This is a genomic window from Streptomyces sp. NPDC025273 (assembly GCF_040638585.1).
Classification (GTDB): domain Bacteria; phylum Actinomycetota; class Actinomycetes; order Streptomycetales; family Streptomycetaceae; genus Streptomyces; species Streptomyces cinereorectus.
Genome location: NZ_JBEZYP010000011.1, coordinates 97,654 through 113,330, shown reverse-complemented (window position 1 = coordinate 113,330; position 15,677 = coordinate 97,654). Strand labels below are relative to the sequence as shown.

General features: G+C 70.1%; 18 protein-coding genes. 3 read left to right on the top strand and 15 right to left on the bottom strand.

The genetic code is table 11. The features are described 5' to 3' along the window. Window positions 1–2: 2 nt before the first annotated feature. The 5 genes from AB0F38_RS19650 to AB0F38_RS19630 all read right to left on the bottom strand — a co-directional run bounded on the left by AB0F38_RS19650 (window position 3) and on the right by AB0F38_RS19630 (window position 4,055). Window positions 3–758, bottom strand: a complete 756-nt coding sequence (locus AB0F38_RS19650) for an ABC transporter ATP-binding protein (RefSeq protein WP_361894582.1) — start codon at window positions 756–758, stop codon at window positions 3–5. Continuing rightward, the gene (locus tag AB0F38_RS19645; RefSeq protein WP_361894579.1) at window positions 755–1,645 is read right to left on the bottom strand and encodes an ABC transporter permease; all 891 of its coding nucleotides are present in this window, start codon (window positions 1,643–1,645) and stop codon (window positions 755–757) included. Before AB0F38_RS19645 ends, AB0F38_RS19650 begins: the two co-directional genes overlap by 4 nt. Continuing rightward, window positions 1,642–2,982 (bottom strand): ABC transporter substrate-binding protein, encoded by a 1,341-nt coding sequence (locus tag AB0F38_RS19640; protein WP_361894576.1) that lies wholly within the window; start codon window positions 2,980–2,982, stop codon window positions 1,642–1,644. Before AB0F38_RS19640 ends, AB0F38_RS19645 begins: the two co-directional genes overlap by 4 nt. 14 nt (window positions 2,983–2,996) lie before the next feature. Further along, complete coding sequence (locus tag AB0F38_RS19635; protein ID WP_125741086.1) at window positions 2,997–3,224, bottom strand: ferredoxin family protein; 228 nt, start codon at window positions 3,222–3,224, stop codon at window positions 2,997–2,999. 63 nt (window positions 3,225–3,287) lie between these two features. Next, entirely contained in the window at window positions 3,288–4,055 is a 768-nt protein-coding gene (locus AB0F38_RS19630; RefSeq protein WP_361894573.1) for a GntR family transcriptional regulator, read from the bottom strand. A gap of 275 nt (window positions 4,056–4,330) precedes the next feature. Between AB0F38_RS19630 and AB0F38_RS19625 the strand changes: the two genes are divergently transcribed. From AB0F38_RS19625 to AB0F38_RS19615, 3 genes are all read left to right on the top strand, one after another. Further along, a complete protein-coding gene (locus tag AB0F38_RS19625) occupies window positions 4,331–4,414 on the top strand; it encodes a putative leader peptide (RefSeq protein ID WP_361894895.1) in 84 nt (27 codons plus the stop codon). An 87-nt stretch (window positions 4,415–4,501) separates the two neighbouring features. After that, window positions 4,502–5,050 carry a cysteine dioxygenase gene (locus AB0F38_RS19620; protein WP_361894892.1) on the top strand — a complete coding sequence of 183 codons (549 nt, stop codon included), beginning with the start codon at window positions 4,502–4,504 and terminating at the stop codon, window positions 5,048–5,050. A gap of 5 nt (window positions 5,051–5,055) precedes the next feature. Continuing rightward, window positions 5,056–5,436 (top strand): rhodanese-like domain-containing protein, encoded by a 381-nt coding sequence (locus AB0F38_RS19615; RefSeq protein ID WP_361894889.1) that lies wholly within the window; start codon window positions 5,056–5,058, stop codon window positions 5,434–5,436. 151 nt (window positions 5,437–5,587) lie between these two features. On the opposite strand, the gene AB0F38_RS19610 is transcribed toward AB0F38_RS19615, so the two are convergent. The 10 genes from AB0F38_RS19610 to AB0F38_RS19565 form a co-directional block, all read right to left on the bottom strand. Further along, window positions 5,588–6,514: an ABC transporter permease gene (locus tag AB0F38_RS19610; protein WP_361894571.1), complete on the bottom strand. Its 927-nt coding sequence runs from the start codon at window positions 6,512–6,514 to the stop codon at window positions 5,588–5,590. Next, window positions 6,501–7,298: an ABC transporter ATP-binding protein gene (locus AB0F38_RS19605; RefSeq protein ID WP_361894569.1), complete on the bottom strand. Its 798-nt coding sequence runs from the start codon at window positions 7,296–7,298 to the stop codon at window positions 6,501–6,503. Before AB0F38_RS19605 ends, AB0F38_RS19610 begins: the two co-directional genes overlap by 14 nt. A gap of 38 nt (window positions 7,299–7,336) precedes the next feature. Then, window positions 7,337–8,443 (bottom strand): aliphatic sulfonate ABC transporter substrate-binding protein, encoded by a 1,107-nt coding sequence (locus AB0F38_RS19600; RefSeq protein ID WP_361894566.1) that lies wholly within the window; start codon window positions 8,441–8,443, stop codon window positions 7,337–7,339. 462 nt (window positions 8,444–8,905) lie between these two features. Then, window positions 8,906–9,364 (bottom strand): Rrf2 family transcriptional regulator, encoded by a 459-nt coding sequence (locus AB0F38_RS19595; protein ID WP_361894563.1) that lies wholly within the window; start codon window positions 9,362–9,364, stop codon window positions 8,906–8,908. 103 nt (window positions 9,365–9,467) lie between these two features. Beyond that, a complete protein-coding gene (locus AB0F38_RS19590) occupies window positions 9,468–10,367 on the bottom strand; it encodes a TauD/TfdA family dioxygenase (RefSeq protein WP_361894560.1) in 900 nt (299 codons plus the stop codon). A 55-nt stretch (window positions 10,368–10,422) separates the two neighbouring features. Beyond that, a complete protein-coding gene (locus AB0F38_RS19585; RefSeq protein ID WP_361894557.1) occupies window positions 10,423–10,791 on the bottom strand; it encodes a ferredoxin family protein in 369 nt (122 codons plus the stop codon). Next, window positions 10,788–12,410, bottom strand: coding sequence for an FAD-binding protein (locus AB0F38_RS19580; RefSeq protein ID WP_361894554.1), 1,623 nt, complete (start codon window positions 12,408–12,410; stop codon window positions 10,788–10,790). Before AB0F38_RS19580 ends, AB0F38_RS19585 begins: the two co-directional genes overlap by 4 nt. Next, window positions 12,407–13,762 (bottom strand): LLM class flavin-dependent oxidoreductase, encoded by a 1,356-nt coding sequence (locus tag AB0F38_RS19575; RefSeq protein ID WP_361894551.1) that lies wholly within the window; start codon window positions 13,760–13,762, stop codon window positions 12,407–12,409. The genes AB0F38_RS19580 and AB0F38_RS19575 overlap by 4 nt, the downstream gene beginning before the upstream one ends. Window positions 13,763–13,890: 128 nt before the next feature. After that, entirely contained in the window at window positions 13,891–14,841 is a 951-nt protein-coding gene (locus tag AB0F38_RS19570; protein ID WP_361894548.1) for an ABC transporter permease, read from the bottom strand. Further along, window positions 14,838–15,674 carry an ABC transporter ATP-binding protein gene (locus tag AB0F38_RS19565; protein ID WP_361894545.1) on the bottom strand — a complete coding sequence of 279 codons (837 nt, stop codon included), beginning with the start codon at window positions 15,672–15,674 and terminating at the stop codon, window positions 14,838–14,840. Before AB0F38_RS19565 ends, AB0F38_RS19570 begins: the two co-directional genes overlap by 4 nt. Window positions 15,675–15,677 lie beyond the last annotated feature (3 nt).

The window sequence follows — 15,677 nt, the reverse complement described above, 5'->3', positions numbered from 1 at the left end:
TTTCAGAAGGAATCGAGTATGCGGCGGCGCAGCTCGGCGGTGCCGGAGGAGTTGTGCGCATCGCGGTCACGCGGGCGTGGCACGTCCAGCACCTGCCCAGAGGCCGGCAGGGCGATCCGGTCGCCGAGGTAGAGAGCCTCGTCCACGTCGTGGGTGACGAAGACGACGGTCGCGCCGGTGCCTTGCAGGATGTCCACCAGGAGGTCCTGCATCCCGGCGCGGGTGTGGGCGTCGAGCGCGCCGAAGGGTTCGTCCATCAGCACCGCCCGGGGCCGGCCGGCCAGGGCACGGGCGAGTTGGACACGCTGCCGTTGCCCTCCTGACAGCTGATGCGGCAGCTTGTGGGCATGTCCGGCCAGACCGACCCGGTCCAGCCAGTCGGCCGCCGACCGCCGCCGCTGGGCCCGCGGGACCCGGCGGATCGCCAGGGGCAGCTCTACGTTGGCGCGGATGGTCCGCCAGGGCAGCAGGGCATCGTGCTGGAAGACCAGCGCCCGGTCGGCGGCGGGCCGGGCGACCGGCTCGCCGTCCTGGGTGACCTGCCCGTCCAGTGGAGGCAGCAGGCCGGCGAGAGTACGCAGCAGTGTGGACTTCCCGCAGCCGGAGGGCCCGACCACGGCAAGCAGTTCCCCCGGCGCGATCCGCAGCGCGATCGGGCCGGAGAGGGCAGCGCCGTCCGCGTGACCGAGTCGTACGTCGTGCAGGGCGAGTTCGGCGCCTGTCGGTGCGGCGGCGGCAGGCAGTGTTGCCGTGCTCATGGGACCGGCTCCTTCCGGGCAGCAGTGGTACGGACCTCGGTGACGGGTTCGGCCCCGGCGTCCGTGGGCGCACGGCCGGACCTGCGGGACGCCGGACGTGGTTCGCTGGCGGCTCCCCGCACGGCGGGGCGGGGCAGCCAGGAGGTGGCGCGACGGCCCAGCAGTTCCACCGCGGTCGAGGTGAGCCATCCCAGGGCCCCGATGGTGGCCATGCCGACGAACACCGCCGGGTAGTCGACGATCGTGTAGTCCTGCCAGGTGCGGTAGCCCACGCCGTACTCGCCGGAGATCATCTCCGCGGAGATCACGCAGATCCATGAGACGCCGATGCCTACGGAAAGGCCGCCGAAGATGCCCGGCAGGGCGCCGGGCAGCACCACGGAGAACAACACCCGCAACCGGCCGGCGCCCATGGTGAGCACGGCCTCTTCCCAGATCGGGGTGAGCGCCCGGACCGCGTGCCGGGTCGACACCACCACAGGGAAGAAGGCGGCGGTGAAGGTGATGAACACGATGCCCTGCTCGTTGGTGGGCAGCAGCAGGATGGCGACCGGAACGAGGGCGATGGCCGGCACGGGCCGTACCACCTCCACCAGCGGGCCGAGCAGATCGGCGGCCCACCGGGACCGGGCGATGGCCGTGCCGGTCGCCACCCCCAACACCGAGGCCAGCAGGAATCCCACCACGATCCGGCGCAGGCTGTGGCCCAGGTCCTGCCAGTACGGACCGGTGCCGACCCGGTCGGCGAAGGCGGACGCCACCTCACTGACTGTGGGGAACTGCTCGAACCGCAGCCACATGTTGACGTCCAGGGAGGTCAGGAGCTGCCATGCCCCGAGGGCCGCGCCCAGCGAGGCCACGCGGAGCAGCCGACTGCCCAGGCTCATGACGCGAGCCTCACGGCGTCTGCGTAGCTGATGATCCGGGCTCCGGCGTTCAAGCCGGTGAACTTCTCGGCACTCGCCCGGGTGACGAAGGCGCGCAGCTCGGGGCCGTCCGCCACCCATACCGCCTTGTCCGCGAACCACAGGGTGCCGGTGAGCTCGTCCGGCACGTAGGCTGCCCGCACGCTGGCGCCCTTGGCGGCCTTCAGTAGTTCCTCGGGGCTGTCGAAGGTGCGGGTGGTGGTCTCGCCCTTCAGCCACAGTTCGGGCTTCACGGCGCCCGCCTTCGGGTAGGGGGGCGCCTGAACGGCCCGCTTCAGTGGCCCCGGGTCGACGAAGGCGTTCACGTCGACCTCGCGCACCAGCCCGGCGGCTCTCAGCACCGGCACGTCCTCCTTGAGAGCGGCGATCAACTCCGGCCGGAGTTCCGGGTCGAAGGTTGCTATGCCGTTGGCGCCGTTGTAGAGATACACCACCTCGGCCGGCAACCCGGTCTCCTTGGCCACCGACTCGGCGGCGGCGACCGGCTGGGCGCGCAGGTAGTCGGTGGCCCGGCGCTGTGCCCTGAGGAAGTCGTCGAGGACCCCGCCCCGTTCCTCGGCGAACTCCTCCCTGACCGCGACCCCGTGGAAGGTCGGCAGGTTGAGTTCCGCCCCGTCGTACAGAGCGGTGGCCCGGCCCTCGAAGGCCAGCTTGCCGGGCCAGGCGACGAACTGGGACAGCGCTTCGGCGCTGCCCGCGGCCAGAGCCGAAGCACCGACGCTGGGCTGCTGGTTGAGCTTCTGGATCCCCTTGTCTGGGTCGATGCCGGCCCGCTGCAGAGCCCGGACCAGGGTGCCGTCGGCGGCCGAGCCGACGCTGGTGGACACCTTCTTGCCGCGCAGGTCGGCCAGCGACCGCAGGGGCGAACCGGGTGCGGCGACGACGGTGTTCAGGCCCCCGCGCAGGTTGTATCCGGTGACCGAGACCAGCCGGGTCGGCTGCCCCAGCTGCTTGCCGCGTGCCGCGTTGATCAGCAGTGGGAAGTCGCCCATCGAACCGATGTCTATCTTCCCTGCCGTCATCTGGGCAGTGATCGGGGCACCGGTCGCGTGGTCCTGCCACTCGACCTTGTAGGCGATGCCGTCCTTCTTCCCGCGGGCCGCGAGCTCCTCCTCGAAGTAGCCGAGGGAACGCAGCAGGGTGCCGGCGGTGACGGTGTTGATGGTCTTGGACTGGTAGCCGACGGTCACGGTGACCGTCTTCGCGCCGGCGCCCGCCGTGCCGCCGCAGCCGGTGGTCAGCGGGAGCAGCAGGGCGACCGGGAGGAGCGGAAGCAGGAAAATTCTCTTGCGGGGCATGGGAGTTCGGCCTTTCACCGGAGCAGGTAGGGCATGTTGACGGTGACTGCGCCGGTCGGGCACCGGGCCGCGCACGGGCCGCAGTACCAGCACTCGTCCACGTGCATGTACGCCTTGCCGTTGTCCTCGCGGATCGCGAGGGAATCGAGGGGGCACATGTCGACGCAGAGCGTGCAGCCGTCGATGCACTTGGACTCGTCGATGGTCACGGGCACGTCGGCGCGCTGCGGAACGAGAGGCATGGTTGTCTCCAAAGGGCCTGGCAGGGCCGGAACAGCGGGGAACGGAAGGAAGGGGCTCAGGGATCAGACGGAGCGGTGCAGCACGCCGCTCATGGTGATGCGGTCGCCGCGGAACCGGATGAACTCCAGGTCCACCGGCCGCCCGTCGGGCAGACAGGTCAGACGTTCAAGCATCAGCACCGCGGCCCCACGCGGGGCCTGGAGTACCGCGGCACAGTGTGCGTCGGCGTTGACGGCTTCCAGGGTGATCTCGGCTTGGCCCAGCGGGCCGCCCGTCAGCGACTCCAGGAGCCGGAACACGTCCGTGTTCTCCAGGTCGCAGCCGAGCAGTTCACCGCCCACGTCCATGGGCAGGTAGGACAGGTCCAGTGAGAGCGGCAGTCCGTTCAGGCGCCGCAGCCGCTCGATGCACAGCACGTCGGCGTGCTCGGGCAGGCCCAGTCGATGCGCCACCGGGCCGGGGGCGGTGATCGGTCCGACGGTACGGACCTCGTTGGTGACCCGGCCGTGCTCGTGCAGGGTCTCGGCCAGGCCCTGGAGGCGGTCCAGTCCGTGCGAGTACTTCTCGCAGACCACCACGGTGCCGATGCCCGGTTGCCGGTGGACGAGTTGCTCGTCGCGTAGCAGGTCCAGGGCCTGTCGGACGGTGTTGCGGCTGGCACGGTGGTCGGCTGCGATGACGTCCTCGAGAGGCAGGATCCCGCCTGGGAAGCTCCCAGTCAGGATCTGGTGCCGCAGGAGATCGGCGATGTGCCGGGCCCGGTCCGCACGCAGCCGCCGGCGGCGCGCGGCGGCCACCGGGAGGGCGGCGGGGGCGGGTTCGGCTGGCATGACAGGGAACGTACAAGGGGAACCGCTCCGATGGTGTTGCCGCAGTATTGCGCCACCTGATGCGCTCTCAGCACCGCTTTGAGCTGCGGTTTCATCGGCAGAGTGCGGGGATCCGCCACCCTGTCGCCCATAACGCGGACTCAGGGTGCCCACGATGCGGTCGGTGGCCTCGCCTTCGCACACCGCGGACGAAGCCCCGGCACCGGTTGGAGTCGCCAGCCGCCACACTGTGAGATGCGTTTGCCCCGGCGCACGTCCTGCTGTACTCATGGGGCATGAGTGACACTGCCCCGCACCTGTGGCGAAGGGTCCACATGGACCTCCTCCGCTACGCGGGCTGCCTGTGTCGTCCGTCCTGAAAATCGCTTTCCTTCCTTGCGCCGCGCCCTGTGTGACGCCCGCGCGACCCCAGCGAACCCAGGACGGTACCCGTGTCCCTCAGGACGATCACTTCTGCGCCCGTTCAGGCCACCTCTCCCACACAGAGGTCCGCCGAATTCCCGGGCCCCACCCCTGCCCAGCTTCTCGAATTCGTGCGCCGCACCGCAGCGGACGCCGACCTCGTCGCTGCGCTCCCACTCGACCCCGAAGGCCGTACCTGGGTACGCCTTGAGGGCCCGGGTGGCAGCGAGGCATGGCTCATCGGCTGGCCGCCCGGCGCGGGTACCGGCTGGCACGACCACGCTGAATCGATCGGCGCCTTCACCACGGCGGTGGGCGAACTGACGGAGAACGCGCTCGCGGTACGGCTTCCCACCGAGGGGTGGAGGTCCCTGGAGCTGGCCGAAGGCAACGACCGCCGACGGAAGTTGCCACCCGGCGAGAGCCGGGCCTTCGGCCACCACCACGTGCACGAAGTGCTGAACGAGTCCCCTACCGAGCACGCCGTCTCCGTGCATGCCTACTACCCGCCGCTGCCGCTGATGCGCCGTTTCAGCCGGACCGGTTCGGTGTTCCGGCTCGAGCAGGTCGAGAGGCCGGAGGACTGGCAGTGAGCGGAATGCTGTCCATCGACGAGCACCTGGCGCGGGTCCGCGCCGGGCTCGACCGTGTCGGCCCGCAGGAGGCGTACGCGGCGGCTGCCGACGGGGGGCTGCTGGTCGACATCCGGTACGCCGAACTGCGCGAGCGCGACGGGCTGATTCCCGGAGCCCTCGTGATCGAACGCAACGAACTGGAGTGGCGCCTCGACCCACTGGGCTCCCACCGCGTCCCGCAGGCCACGGATCACGATCTGCGGATCGTGGTGATCTGCAACGAGGGGTACGCGTCGAGCCTGGCGGCCGCATCGCTGCACCTGCTGGGGCTGCACCGTGCGACCGATCTGGTCGGCGGCTTCCAGGCGTGGAGTGCGGCGGGCCTGCCCATCAGTGCACCGTAGGCCCGTGCGGGGCGGGAAACGGTTCCTCCGCGCACGGCAGCACCGGCCCCGCTGTGGAATCGTCCACAGCGGGGCCGGTGCTGCCGTGCGCCGGGTGTGTGACTGCGTGGTGGGACGTGTCGGTATCCCGTGTCGACCGGGGGCCGCTCGTTCAGCGGGTGACCAGCAGGCCACGGCTGCGCAGTACTCGCCGCTCCAGCGGGCTGAAGATCAGCAGGTCGATGGCGATGCCGACGAGCAGGATGAGGAAGATGGCCAGGAACACCTGGGACATGCTGGCGTTGTTGCGTCCGTTCTCCAGCAACTGGCCGAGGCCGACGCCCAGGTCGGGCGAGGAGGCGATGATCTCGGCGGCCATGAGAGAACGCCAGGAAAATGCCCAGCCCTGCTTCAGCCCGGCCAGATAGCCGGGAAGTGCGGCCGGCATCACGATGTACCGGGCCTCGCTCAGCCCGGTCGCGCCCAAGGTCCGCCCGGCCCGCAGGAACAGGGGCGGGATCTGGTCGATGCCTGCGACGAGGCCGTTGGCGATGGACGGGACCGCGCCGAGCAGGATCACGGCGTACATCATCGAGTCGTTCAGTCCGAGCCAGATCACGGCGGGGGGTACCCAGGCGACCGACGGCAGGGACTGCAGGCCGGACAGGATGGGGCCGATGGCGGCCCGCACGAACCTCACCCGGGCGACGAGCAGGCCGAGCGGTGTACCGATGGCGAGGGCCAGCAGGAAGCCGAGCAGCCCGCGGGAGACGGAGGTCCAGATGTAGTCGAGGAGGGTGCCCTGCCGCCAGGCCGCTCCCACCTCGTCCCACACCGCGGAGGGCGAGGGCAGCTTGTAGGCGGGGGCGACCTCGGCCCACACCAGGAGTTGCCAGCCCACCAGCACCAGCACGACGGCGGTGACGGGCGGCAGCACCTTGCGGATCAGGGTCTCGCGCAGGGGTGTGCGGACCACCTCCACCGAGTCCAGCGCGTCGAGCCCTGCCTCCAGTCCCGCCAGGTCGTGCGGGTCCTGGGGGCCCGCGGCCGCCGGCGAGCCGTGCTTCTTGATGTGGACCCCGGTGTCAGTGCCGGCCATGGCGGCGGATCTCCCCACGCAGTTCTTCGGTGATCTCGACGGACAGTTCGGCGACCGCGGCGTCCTCGATGCGGCGCGGCTGCGGAATGCCGACCGTCCACTCCCGGGCGATCCGCCCCGGCCGGGAGGACAGCAGCACCACCCGCTGGGCCAGCTTCACCGCCTCCCGCACGTTGTGCGTCACGAACAGGACGGACAGGCCCGTCTCCCGCCAGATGCGGGTCAGTTCGTCGTGCAGAACGTCCCGGGTGATCGCGTCAAGCGCGGCGAACGGCTCGTCCATCAGCAGCAGCCGACTGTCCTGTGCCAGCGCGCGGGCCAGTGCGACGCGCTGTCGCATTCCGCCCGACAGTTCGTGCACCCGCTTGCCGTATGCGCCCTGCAGCCGGACGAGTTCCAGCAGCCGTTGCGCCTCGTGCCGACGCTCCGACTTGGCGACCCCGCGCAGTTTCAAGGCCAGCTCGATGTTCTTGCCCGCGGTCAGCCACGGGAACAGCGCGTGCTCCTGGAACATCAGGGCGGGCCGGCTGTCCGTGTCGATCGAGCCTGCGGACGGCCGGTCCAGCCCAGCGACCAGGTTGAGCAGGGTGGACTTGCCGCAGCCGGAGGCTCCCAGGAGGGTGACGAACTCACCCGGAGCGACATCGAGCGTGATGTCGTCCAGTACGAGTTGCTGTCCGCCGGGCACGCCCGGCGTGGGGAAGGACTTCGAGACATGTTCGATACGGGCGGCGTGTGTCACCGCCGTGGCGTCCTCGGCAGCTGTGGCGATCGTCGTGGCCAAGGTCGTCACCTCCTGGGAATCGTGGGGCCGGGTTGTCGTTACTTGGTTCCGAGACCGGCGTCGTCGACCGTGTCCTTGCCCTCGGCCTTGAGGATCTTGTTGAGCGGTGCGAGGTCGTAGATGCCCTTGAGGTTGGGCTCCTCCAGCAGTCCGGCCTTCACCGCGTGCTTCGCCTGGGCGTCGAGGGTGGCGGCCAGCGGGTCGTCGAGGAAGGTGATGGACTTCCAGGCCGGGTCGATGACCTCGGCGGGCAGCTCCTTGCCGGACAGCTTCTTCAACGCCGCGTTGGCGGACACCTTCGCCTCCTGCGGGTTGGCGTTGATCCACTCGTTGGTCTTCACCGAGCCGCGCAGTACGGCCTCGACGACGTCCGGGTGTTCCTTGAGGAACTTCTGCGACACGATGATGTTCGTGATCACGAACTTGTTGTCGGGCCACAGCGTCGACTCGTCGAGCAGGACCTTTGCGCCTTCCGCGACCAGCTTGGAGGCGGTCGGCTCCGGCACCCAGGCGCCGTCGATGGAGCCGGACTTGTAAGCGTCCGGGGCGATCTTGTTGTCCGTGCGGACGACGGAGACGTCGCCCTTGCCGCTCTGTGCGTCGGTCTTCCAGCCCTTCTCCGCGATCCAGTTGAGGAACGCGACGTCCTGGGTGTTGCCGTGCTGCGGCGTGGCGATCTTCTTGCCCTTGAGGTCGTCCAGGGACTTGATCTTGGCCGGGTTGACGACGAGCTTCACACCGCCGGAGGCGGAACCGCCGACGATGCGCAAGTTCTCGCCGTTCGACTTGGTGTAGCCGTTGATGGAGGGGGAGGGGCCGATGAAGCCGATGTCGATGGAGCCGGCGTTCAGAGCCTCGATCTCGGAGGGGCCTGCGTTGAAGGTGGTCGCCTTGATCGTGGTGCCGCCGAGCTCCTTCTGGAGCAGGCCCTCCTGGACGCCCACCAGGGCGGTGGCGTGCGTCAGGTTGGGGAAGTAGCCGATCTTCACTTCGTCGGCGGACAGCTTCTTGGCGCCCGCCGCTACCTCGGTCTGCTTGCCGTCGTCAGTGGACTCGGAACCGTAGCCGCAAGCGGTGAGCAGGAGGGGAAGCGCGGCTATGACGGTGATGGTGCGCAGGGCGGTGAGCGGTCTTGCGGCAGACACGGAGGTGTCCCTTCTGGGGATGGGAGATCAGGGAGGCGGCACGGAGGTGCGAGGCGTGCTGCTTCTCGGCACGCACCGGCATTCCGTCCCGGGCATCGGCGGCAGGCATGCTGTCGCGGGCCGAGAAGTGGGGCGTGGCCGGCCGAGGACGCCCGGTCCGGCGAAAGCGGAGCGAAGGCGGGGAAGCAGCGCCGGCGAGAAGCGAGGAGCTTCCGCGGCGTCAGAGAGGCCGACAGATGGCGCTGGCCGTGTGGCCGAGGTCGATGTGACGACGGCGGGTCAGCAGGGGCAGCGACTGGACCGCACGGTTGAACGTTCCCATGACTACCCCCCGGAATTCCCTAGTTTTCCTACCTGACTGATAGGGATCGTGGCAGAAGGTGGCGCTCGCCCCAAGGGGTGTTTCGCATGGTGGACGTCGCTATCCCACCTTGTGGGATGAGTGGTACTTGGTCCGGCGTGTCAGGGGTTCACCCAGGCTCTGGGGGCCTTGGTCAACGCGGATACATCGGACGGCAGTTGGGCCGATGCGACATCGGCGAGCGATACGCCCTCGAGGATCTCGCGCACGTTGGACCGCAATGCGATCCACAGGGGGAGCAGTGATTCGGCGGGGCCGGTGTAGGACAGCTCCGGGGGGCGGACCCCGCGTACCGATACCAGTGGGCCGTCCACGACGCGGATGACGTCGGCGATGTTGATGGACTCGGCGGGCTTGGCCAATCGGTAGCCGCCGTTGCCGCCGCGCTGGCTGAGCACGAGGCCGCCTCGGCGCATGTCGTTCAGGATGCCTTCGAGGAACTTGTGCGGAATGTCCTGAGCCTCGGCTATGGCCTCGGCCTTCAGTGGACCGCCGTCCTGGGACGCGGCAAGCTGCAGTGCGGCACGTACCGCGTAGTCCGCCCTGGCTGAGATCCGCATGCGTCCATTATCCACCAAGGCTTCGGTCGGTATCCGCTGCCGGCAGGCCGCCGGGCGGGAGCGGATGCCCCTGCCCGGCGGCAGTGCGTGGCGGGTGCGGTGCTCAGGCCGCGGCCGGGGTGTAGTGGGCGGCGTCGTCGCCCTCGATGACGTGGCTGAGAGCGCCGTCGACACCGGCCGGGACGTCGCCCGCGACGGTCACCCGGTGCAGCAGTCGCGCCAGGTCACCGTAGTCGTCGGGGGCGTAGTGCTGGGTGATGCGGTTGTCGAACAGGACGAGGTCGCCCGGCGCCCATGCCACCCGCACGATGTTCTCCGGTCGGGTGACGTACGACTGGAAGATGCGCAGCAGTTCCCGGGAGTCGGACGGGCCGAGGCCCACGATGCTCTGGGCGAAGCCGCCGATGAACAGCCCCCGCTCCCCGGTCTCGGGGTGGACGCGGACGACCGGGTGGGCGGTGCGGTACGTGCGGGAGACGAACCGCCTGCGGTGCTCCGCCGCCTTCTCGTTCTTCGGGGCGGCGTAGTCGTAGTCGTTGGTGTGCACCGCCCACAGCTTGTCCGCGAGCTCGCGCAGCGGCTCGGGCAGGTCCCGGTAGGCGGCGGCCGAGTTGGCGATGAGGGTGTTTCCACCGTAGGGCGGGACCACGATGCTGCGCAGTGTGGACGCCTTCGGGGGCGTACGGACGAAGGTGACGTCGGTGTGCCACTGGTTGGCCCGGATGCCCTCGTCGCCGTCGACGGGCAGGATCTGGGGCCGGCCGTCGACGGAGGGGACCGTCGGGTGCGCGGTGGTGAGTTCGCCGAAGAGGGAGGCGAAGCGGAGCTGGCCCTCGTCGTCCAGGTCCTGGTCGCGGAAGACGAGCGCCTTGTGTTCCAGGAGCGCGGAGTTGATCTCGGTGACGACGGCTGGGTCGAGGCCGGTGGTCAGGTCCACTCCGAGGATCTCGGCGCCGATGCGGCCGCCGATCCTGCGGATGTCGAAGCCGGTGCTGGTGGTCATGCGCGGGTGTTCCTTTCGGGGGCGATGAGCGGGAAGGTGATCGGTCGGGAGGTCATCAGGAGGTGATGGGCGGGGAGGCTCCCTTGGACCCCGGAGGTCCGAGGGGAGGGCCGACGGCTCGCAGGGAGCCGGGGGTGCGGCCTCGCCCCCAGCCGATGTGTCGGCGGTAGCTGCCGAGCAGGCCGGTACGGTCGAGGTGCTCCTCGTCCCGGGCAGTGGAGTCGTCGGGCAGTGGGCGGGCCAGGGGTGCGACGTACAGCGCGTCGGCCGGGCAGTTGGCCTCGCACTGGAAGCAGGTCTGGCAGTCGTCGCGGCGGGCGAGGACCGGGATGCCGTCCTCGCCGCGGTCGAAGACGTTGGTCGGGCAGACCTTGATGCACTTGTCGCAGGTGATGCAGCGTTCCGCCGAGACAAGTTCGATCACGAAGCCACCTCCTGTGGTGAGACGGGTGTCGCCGATCCGGTCGGCGCGTTCGTCAGGGGCTTGGTGCGGGTCCACACCCGGTCGAGGCCGCCAGTTGTGATGTGGTGGTGCTGCCCGGGGTCCTGCGTCGGGTGGTCGAGCCGTTTGGCCATGCCGCGGGTCTCGGTACGGGCCAGTGCGGACGCGTACATCCAGCGGGCGTGTGCCGCCATCGCCGCCGCCTGCCTGGCCTGCACGACGTCCCCGCTCCGGGCATGCAGGGAGGCACGCGATCTTGCCCAGACGGTGTCGAGCACCTCCAGCGAGGCGGCGAGTCGGCGGCCGTGCCGCAAGTAGTTCTTCTCGTACGGCAGTACCTCGGCCTGGACCGCGGTGACGACCTCGCGGAAGCCGTCGGCCGGACCCGCTGCCCCGGTGGGCCGGAGCCCGGCCCCGCCCGCGGCCACCAGGTGCCTCGTGGCGGCGCGTGCGCCGAGTGAGCGGGCGTGGCGGGCCGCGCCCTGGCCGGCCCAGATGCCGGAGGAGATGGCCCAGGCGGCGTTGTGGCTGCCGCCGCCGGTGAAGCCGCCGCAGATCAGCTCACGGGTGGCCGCGTCCCCGGCCGCGTACAGCCCGGGGACGGTGGTGGAGCAGTCGTCGCCGGTGATGCGAATGCCGCCGGTGCCGCGCACGGTGCCCTCGGCGAGGAGCGTGACGGCGAAGCGCTGGGTGAAGGGGTCGATGCCGAGCCGGTCGAAGGTGAGGAAGAAGTTCGGCTGGGCCAGCCGCATCGCCTGCCGGGCCGCTTCGTCCGCCCGGTCCAGGCGGCAGTACACCTTCTCGCTGAGCAGGGCCTTCGCGATCACGGACCGGCCGCCCTGGCTGGCCGCGCCCTCCAGGACCGTGCCGTCCTCGTGGTAGAAGGTCGCGAAGGAGTAGAACGCGGTCTTGGTGACGGAGGTTCCCTCGGGCGCGATGCCGTACGCGTTGGAGAACTCCATCCCGGACATCTCCGCGCCCACCTCGGCGGCGAACAGTGCCCCGTCGCCGGTGTTGACGTTGCAGCCCAGCGCGCCGCTGAGGAACGCGCAGCCGCCGGTCGCGAGAACGACCGCCCCGGCGCGCACCCGGTACGGCTGACCGGCCTGCCGTCGGTAACCCCTGGCTCCGGCGACCGCCCCGGAGGCGTCGGTGAGCAGTTCGGTGACCGGGCTGTGGTCGAGGACGCGTGCCCCGGCCCGCTGCACGCGGATGCGCATCCTGCGCATGTACTCCGGCCCCTGGAGGCCGTTCCTGAGCTGCCTGCCGTCCGGCCCTGTGGGGAAGGGGTAGCGTCCGGCCGCCGCAAGCTCGTTCATGCCCGCGTACGTCTGGTCCAGCACCCGGCTCATCCAGCGTCGGTCGGCCAGGAATCCGCCCAGTGCCTCCCGGCTCGCCATCGCGGCCTCCCGCGCGGCGGGCTCCGGGGGGACGTACCAGACGCCGGTGCCGGCGGAGGCGGTGGCGCCGCTGGTGCCGCAGTAGCCCTTGTCGGCGAGGACGACGTCCGCTCCGTCCTGGGCCGCTTTGAGCGCGGCCCAGGTGGCGGCGGGGCCGCCGCCGACCACCAGGACGTCCGTGGGGAGGTCCAGCCCGGTCACGCGGACCGTCCCTGTGCTGCGGCCGCCGCGGCCAGCCGGTTGGCGGGGCGGGCCAGGCCGTAGTTCTCGCGCAGGGTGCGGCCGGTGTACTCGGTGCGGAACAGCCCGCGCCGCTGCAGGATCGGGACGACGTGGTCGACGAAGTCCTCCAGGCCGCCCGGCAGATGGGGCGGCATGATGTTGAAGCCGTCAGCGGCGCCCTCGGTGAACCACTCCTCGATCTCGTCGGCTATCTGCTCGGGAGTGCCGGCGAAGACGCGGTGGCCTCGGCCGGCGCCGAGACGGGCGATGAGCTCACGCACGGTGAGGCCGTCGCGGCGGGCGAGTTCGGCGACGAGCGTGAAGCGGCTCTTGTTGCCGTTGATGTCCCGCTCCTCGGGCAGCTCGGGCAACGGACCGTCCAGCGGCAGCCCGGTCAGGTCGGTGCCGAGCATCCCGGACAGCTGGGCGAGCCCGTACTCCGGTACTTGAAGGGCCGTCAACTCCTGCTCCAGCGCTCGGGCTTCGGCCTCGGTGGACCCGATGACGGGGGCGATGCCGGGAAGCACCAGCAGCTGGTCCTCGGAGCGGCCGTAGCGGGTGAGCCGTGACTTGAGGTCCTTGTAGAAGGCTTGTCCGTCGGCGAGCGTCTGCTGCGCGGTGAAGACGGCCTCGGCGTGCTGGGCGGCGAACTCCTTGCCGTCCTCGGACGAACCGGCCTGCACCAGCAGTGGGTATCCCTGTGGGGTGCGCGGTACGTTCAGGGGGCCCTGCACCCCGAAGTGCTCCCCGCGGTGGTTGATCTCCCGCACCTTGTCGGTGTCGGCGTAGACACCCTGCTCACGGTCGAGGAGGATCGCGTCGTCCTCCCAGCTGTCCCACAGTTTGGTGGCGACCTCGACGAACTCCCGCGCCCGCTCGTAGCGCAGCCGGTGCTCCAGGTGCTCCTCCTGCCCGAAGTTGCGGGCCTCGTTCACGGTGCCGGAGGTGACGATGTTCCAGCCCGCCCGGCCACCGCTGATGTGGTCCAGGGACGCGAACTTGCGGGCCGTGTGGAAAGGCTCGTTGAAAGTCGTCGAGACGGTGGCGATCAGGCCGACGTGCTCGGTGACCGCCGCCAGGGCGGACAACAGGGTGAGCGGTTCGAAGCCGCCGAGCGCGTTGTGCCGGACCTTGCCCCACAGGGCGAGGCCGTCGGCGAGGAAGACCGAGTCGAGCAGGCCGCGTTCGGCGGTCTGCGCGAGCTGCTGGAAGTAGCGCAGTTCGGTGACGCGTTCAGGCTGGGTGCGCGGGTGGCGCCAGGCCGCGTCGTGGTGGCCGGCGTTCATCAGGAAGGCGTTGAGGTGCAGCCGACGGGGGCTGGTCGCGGTCATGGCGTTCCTCGGATCGGGGGAGTGAGAGCAACGGGGCGGGAGATGGCGGGGAAGGAGACAAGCGGGGCAGTGTGACGACACCGGGGGGCAACGAGACGAGCGGGCGGCCGCTCAGCCGTTGTCCCGGGTCAGCCGTCGGCTGGTACGCGCCAGGAGCTGAGCCGCCGCTCCACGGCCACCAGGAACTGGTTGAAGGCCACACCGATGGCGGAGATCGTGATGATGCCCGCGTACATCTGCGGGATCGCGAAGTTGTACTGCGAGGCGTTGATCAGATAGCCGAGGCCCGCCTTGGCGCCGATCATCTCGGCGGCGACCAGTACCAGGATCGACACCGCTCCGGCCAGTCGGATGCCGGTGAACATCACCGGCACCGCGGACGGCAGGATGACCTTCTGAAAGAGACGGGGTGCGGGCAGATCCATCGACCTGGCCAGCTTCAGCAGGGTGGGGTCGACGTTGCGGACCGCGCTGATGGTGTTGAGCAGGATCGGCCAGGTGCACGCGTACACCACGATGGAGATCTTCGAGGTCTCGCCGATCCCCAGCAGCAGCACGAACACCGGCAGCAGGGCCAGCGCCGCCGTGTTGCGGAACACCTCCAGCAGTGGTCCGAGAAGGTCGGCGACCGGCCGGTACCAGCCGATCAGCAGGCCGAGCGGCACGGCGACGGCCCCGGCGAGGCCGAATCCGCTGAACGAGCGCACCAGGCTGGCACGGACGTTGTCGGCGAGCTGCCCGTCGGCGGCCAGTTCCCACCAGGCGCGGGCGACCTCACTGAACGGCGGCAGGAAGGTCCGGTCGACCAGACCCAGTCGTGGTGCGGTCTCCCACAGCAGGACCAGAGCCACGATCGCAATGGACTTGGTCGCCCCCTTGACCAGCAAGTACAGCAGCCGGCGCACTGCCGGTCGGACGCGGGCCGCCCTGGGGCGGGCTGGACGCCCGCGCGACGACGATGCCCCGGGTGGCTTGGACGCGGCGGACGGAGCAGAGACAGGGGCTCGGACGGGCTCGGCGGTGCTCACCGGGTCCAGCGCCGTGGTCTTCTCGGTGGCCGTGCCGGTTGTGGTGCTCATACGGTAGCCTCCTCCTTCTCCAACTGCTGGGCCCTGGCCACCTCGTCGTGCAGCAGCGACCAGATCTCGTGCCGGTATCGGGCGAACTCGGGGCTGGATCGGAGGTCGTCCGTCGCCGCACGGGAGTCGAAGGCGACCGGCACGATCTGCTTGATGCGGCCCGGCCTTGATGTCATGACGGCGACGCGCTGTCCCAGGTAGACGGCCTCGTCGATGCCGTGCGTGATGAAGACGACGGTCTTGCCGGTGCGTTGCCAGATGCGCAGCAGTTCGTCCTGCAGCGACTCACGGGTCTGGGCGTCCAGCGCGGCGAACGGCTCGTCCATCAGGAGCACGTCGGGGTCGTAGGCGAGGCTGCGGGCGATCGCCACCCGCTGGCGCATTCCTCCCGACAGCTCGTGCGGATGGCGGTCCTCGAACCCGGTCAGGCCGACGAGATCCAGGAACTCCCTGGCTCGTGCGGCACGTTTGCGCCGAGGGACGCCGGTGGCCTCCAGGCCGAACTCGACGTTGCCCTGGGCCGTGCGCCACGGCAGCAGCGCGTACTGCTGGAACACGATGCCGCGGTCCAGGCCCGGCCCCGTGATGGGTGTGCCGTCCAGCAGGATCCGTCCGCTGCTGGGTCGGGTGAGGCCGCCGAGCAGATCCAGCAGCGTCGACTTTCCGCAGCCGCTGGGACCGACCAGGACGACGAACTCGCCGGCCGCGATCTCCAGATCGATGCTGTCAAGGGCGGTGAACCGGGTTGCCTGCCCGCTCCGCTTCCGGTCGTTGATAGTGAAGTCCTTGCTCACGTCCTCGAACGTGATCTTGGGCGTGGTGGATTCCGGCATGGG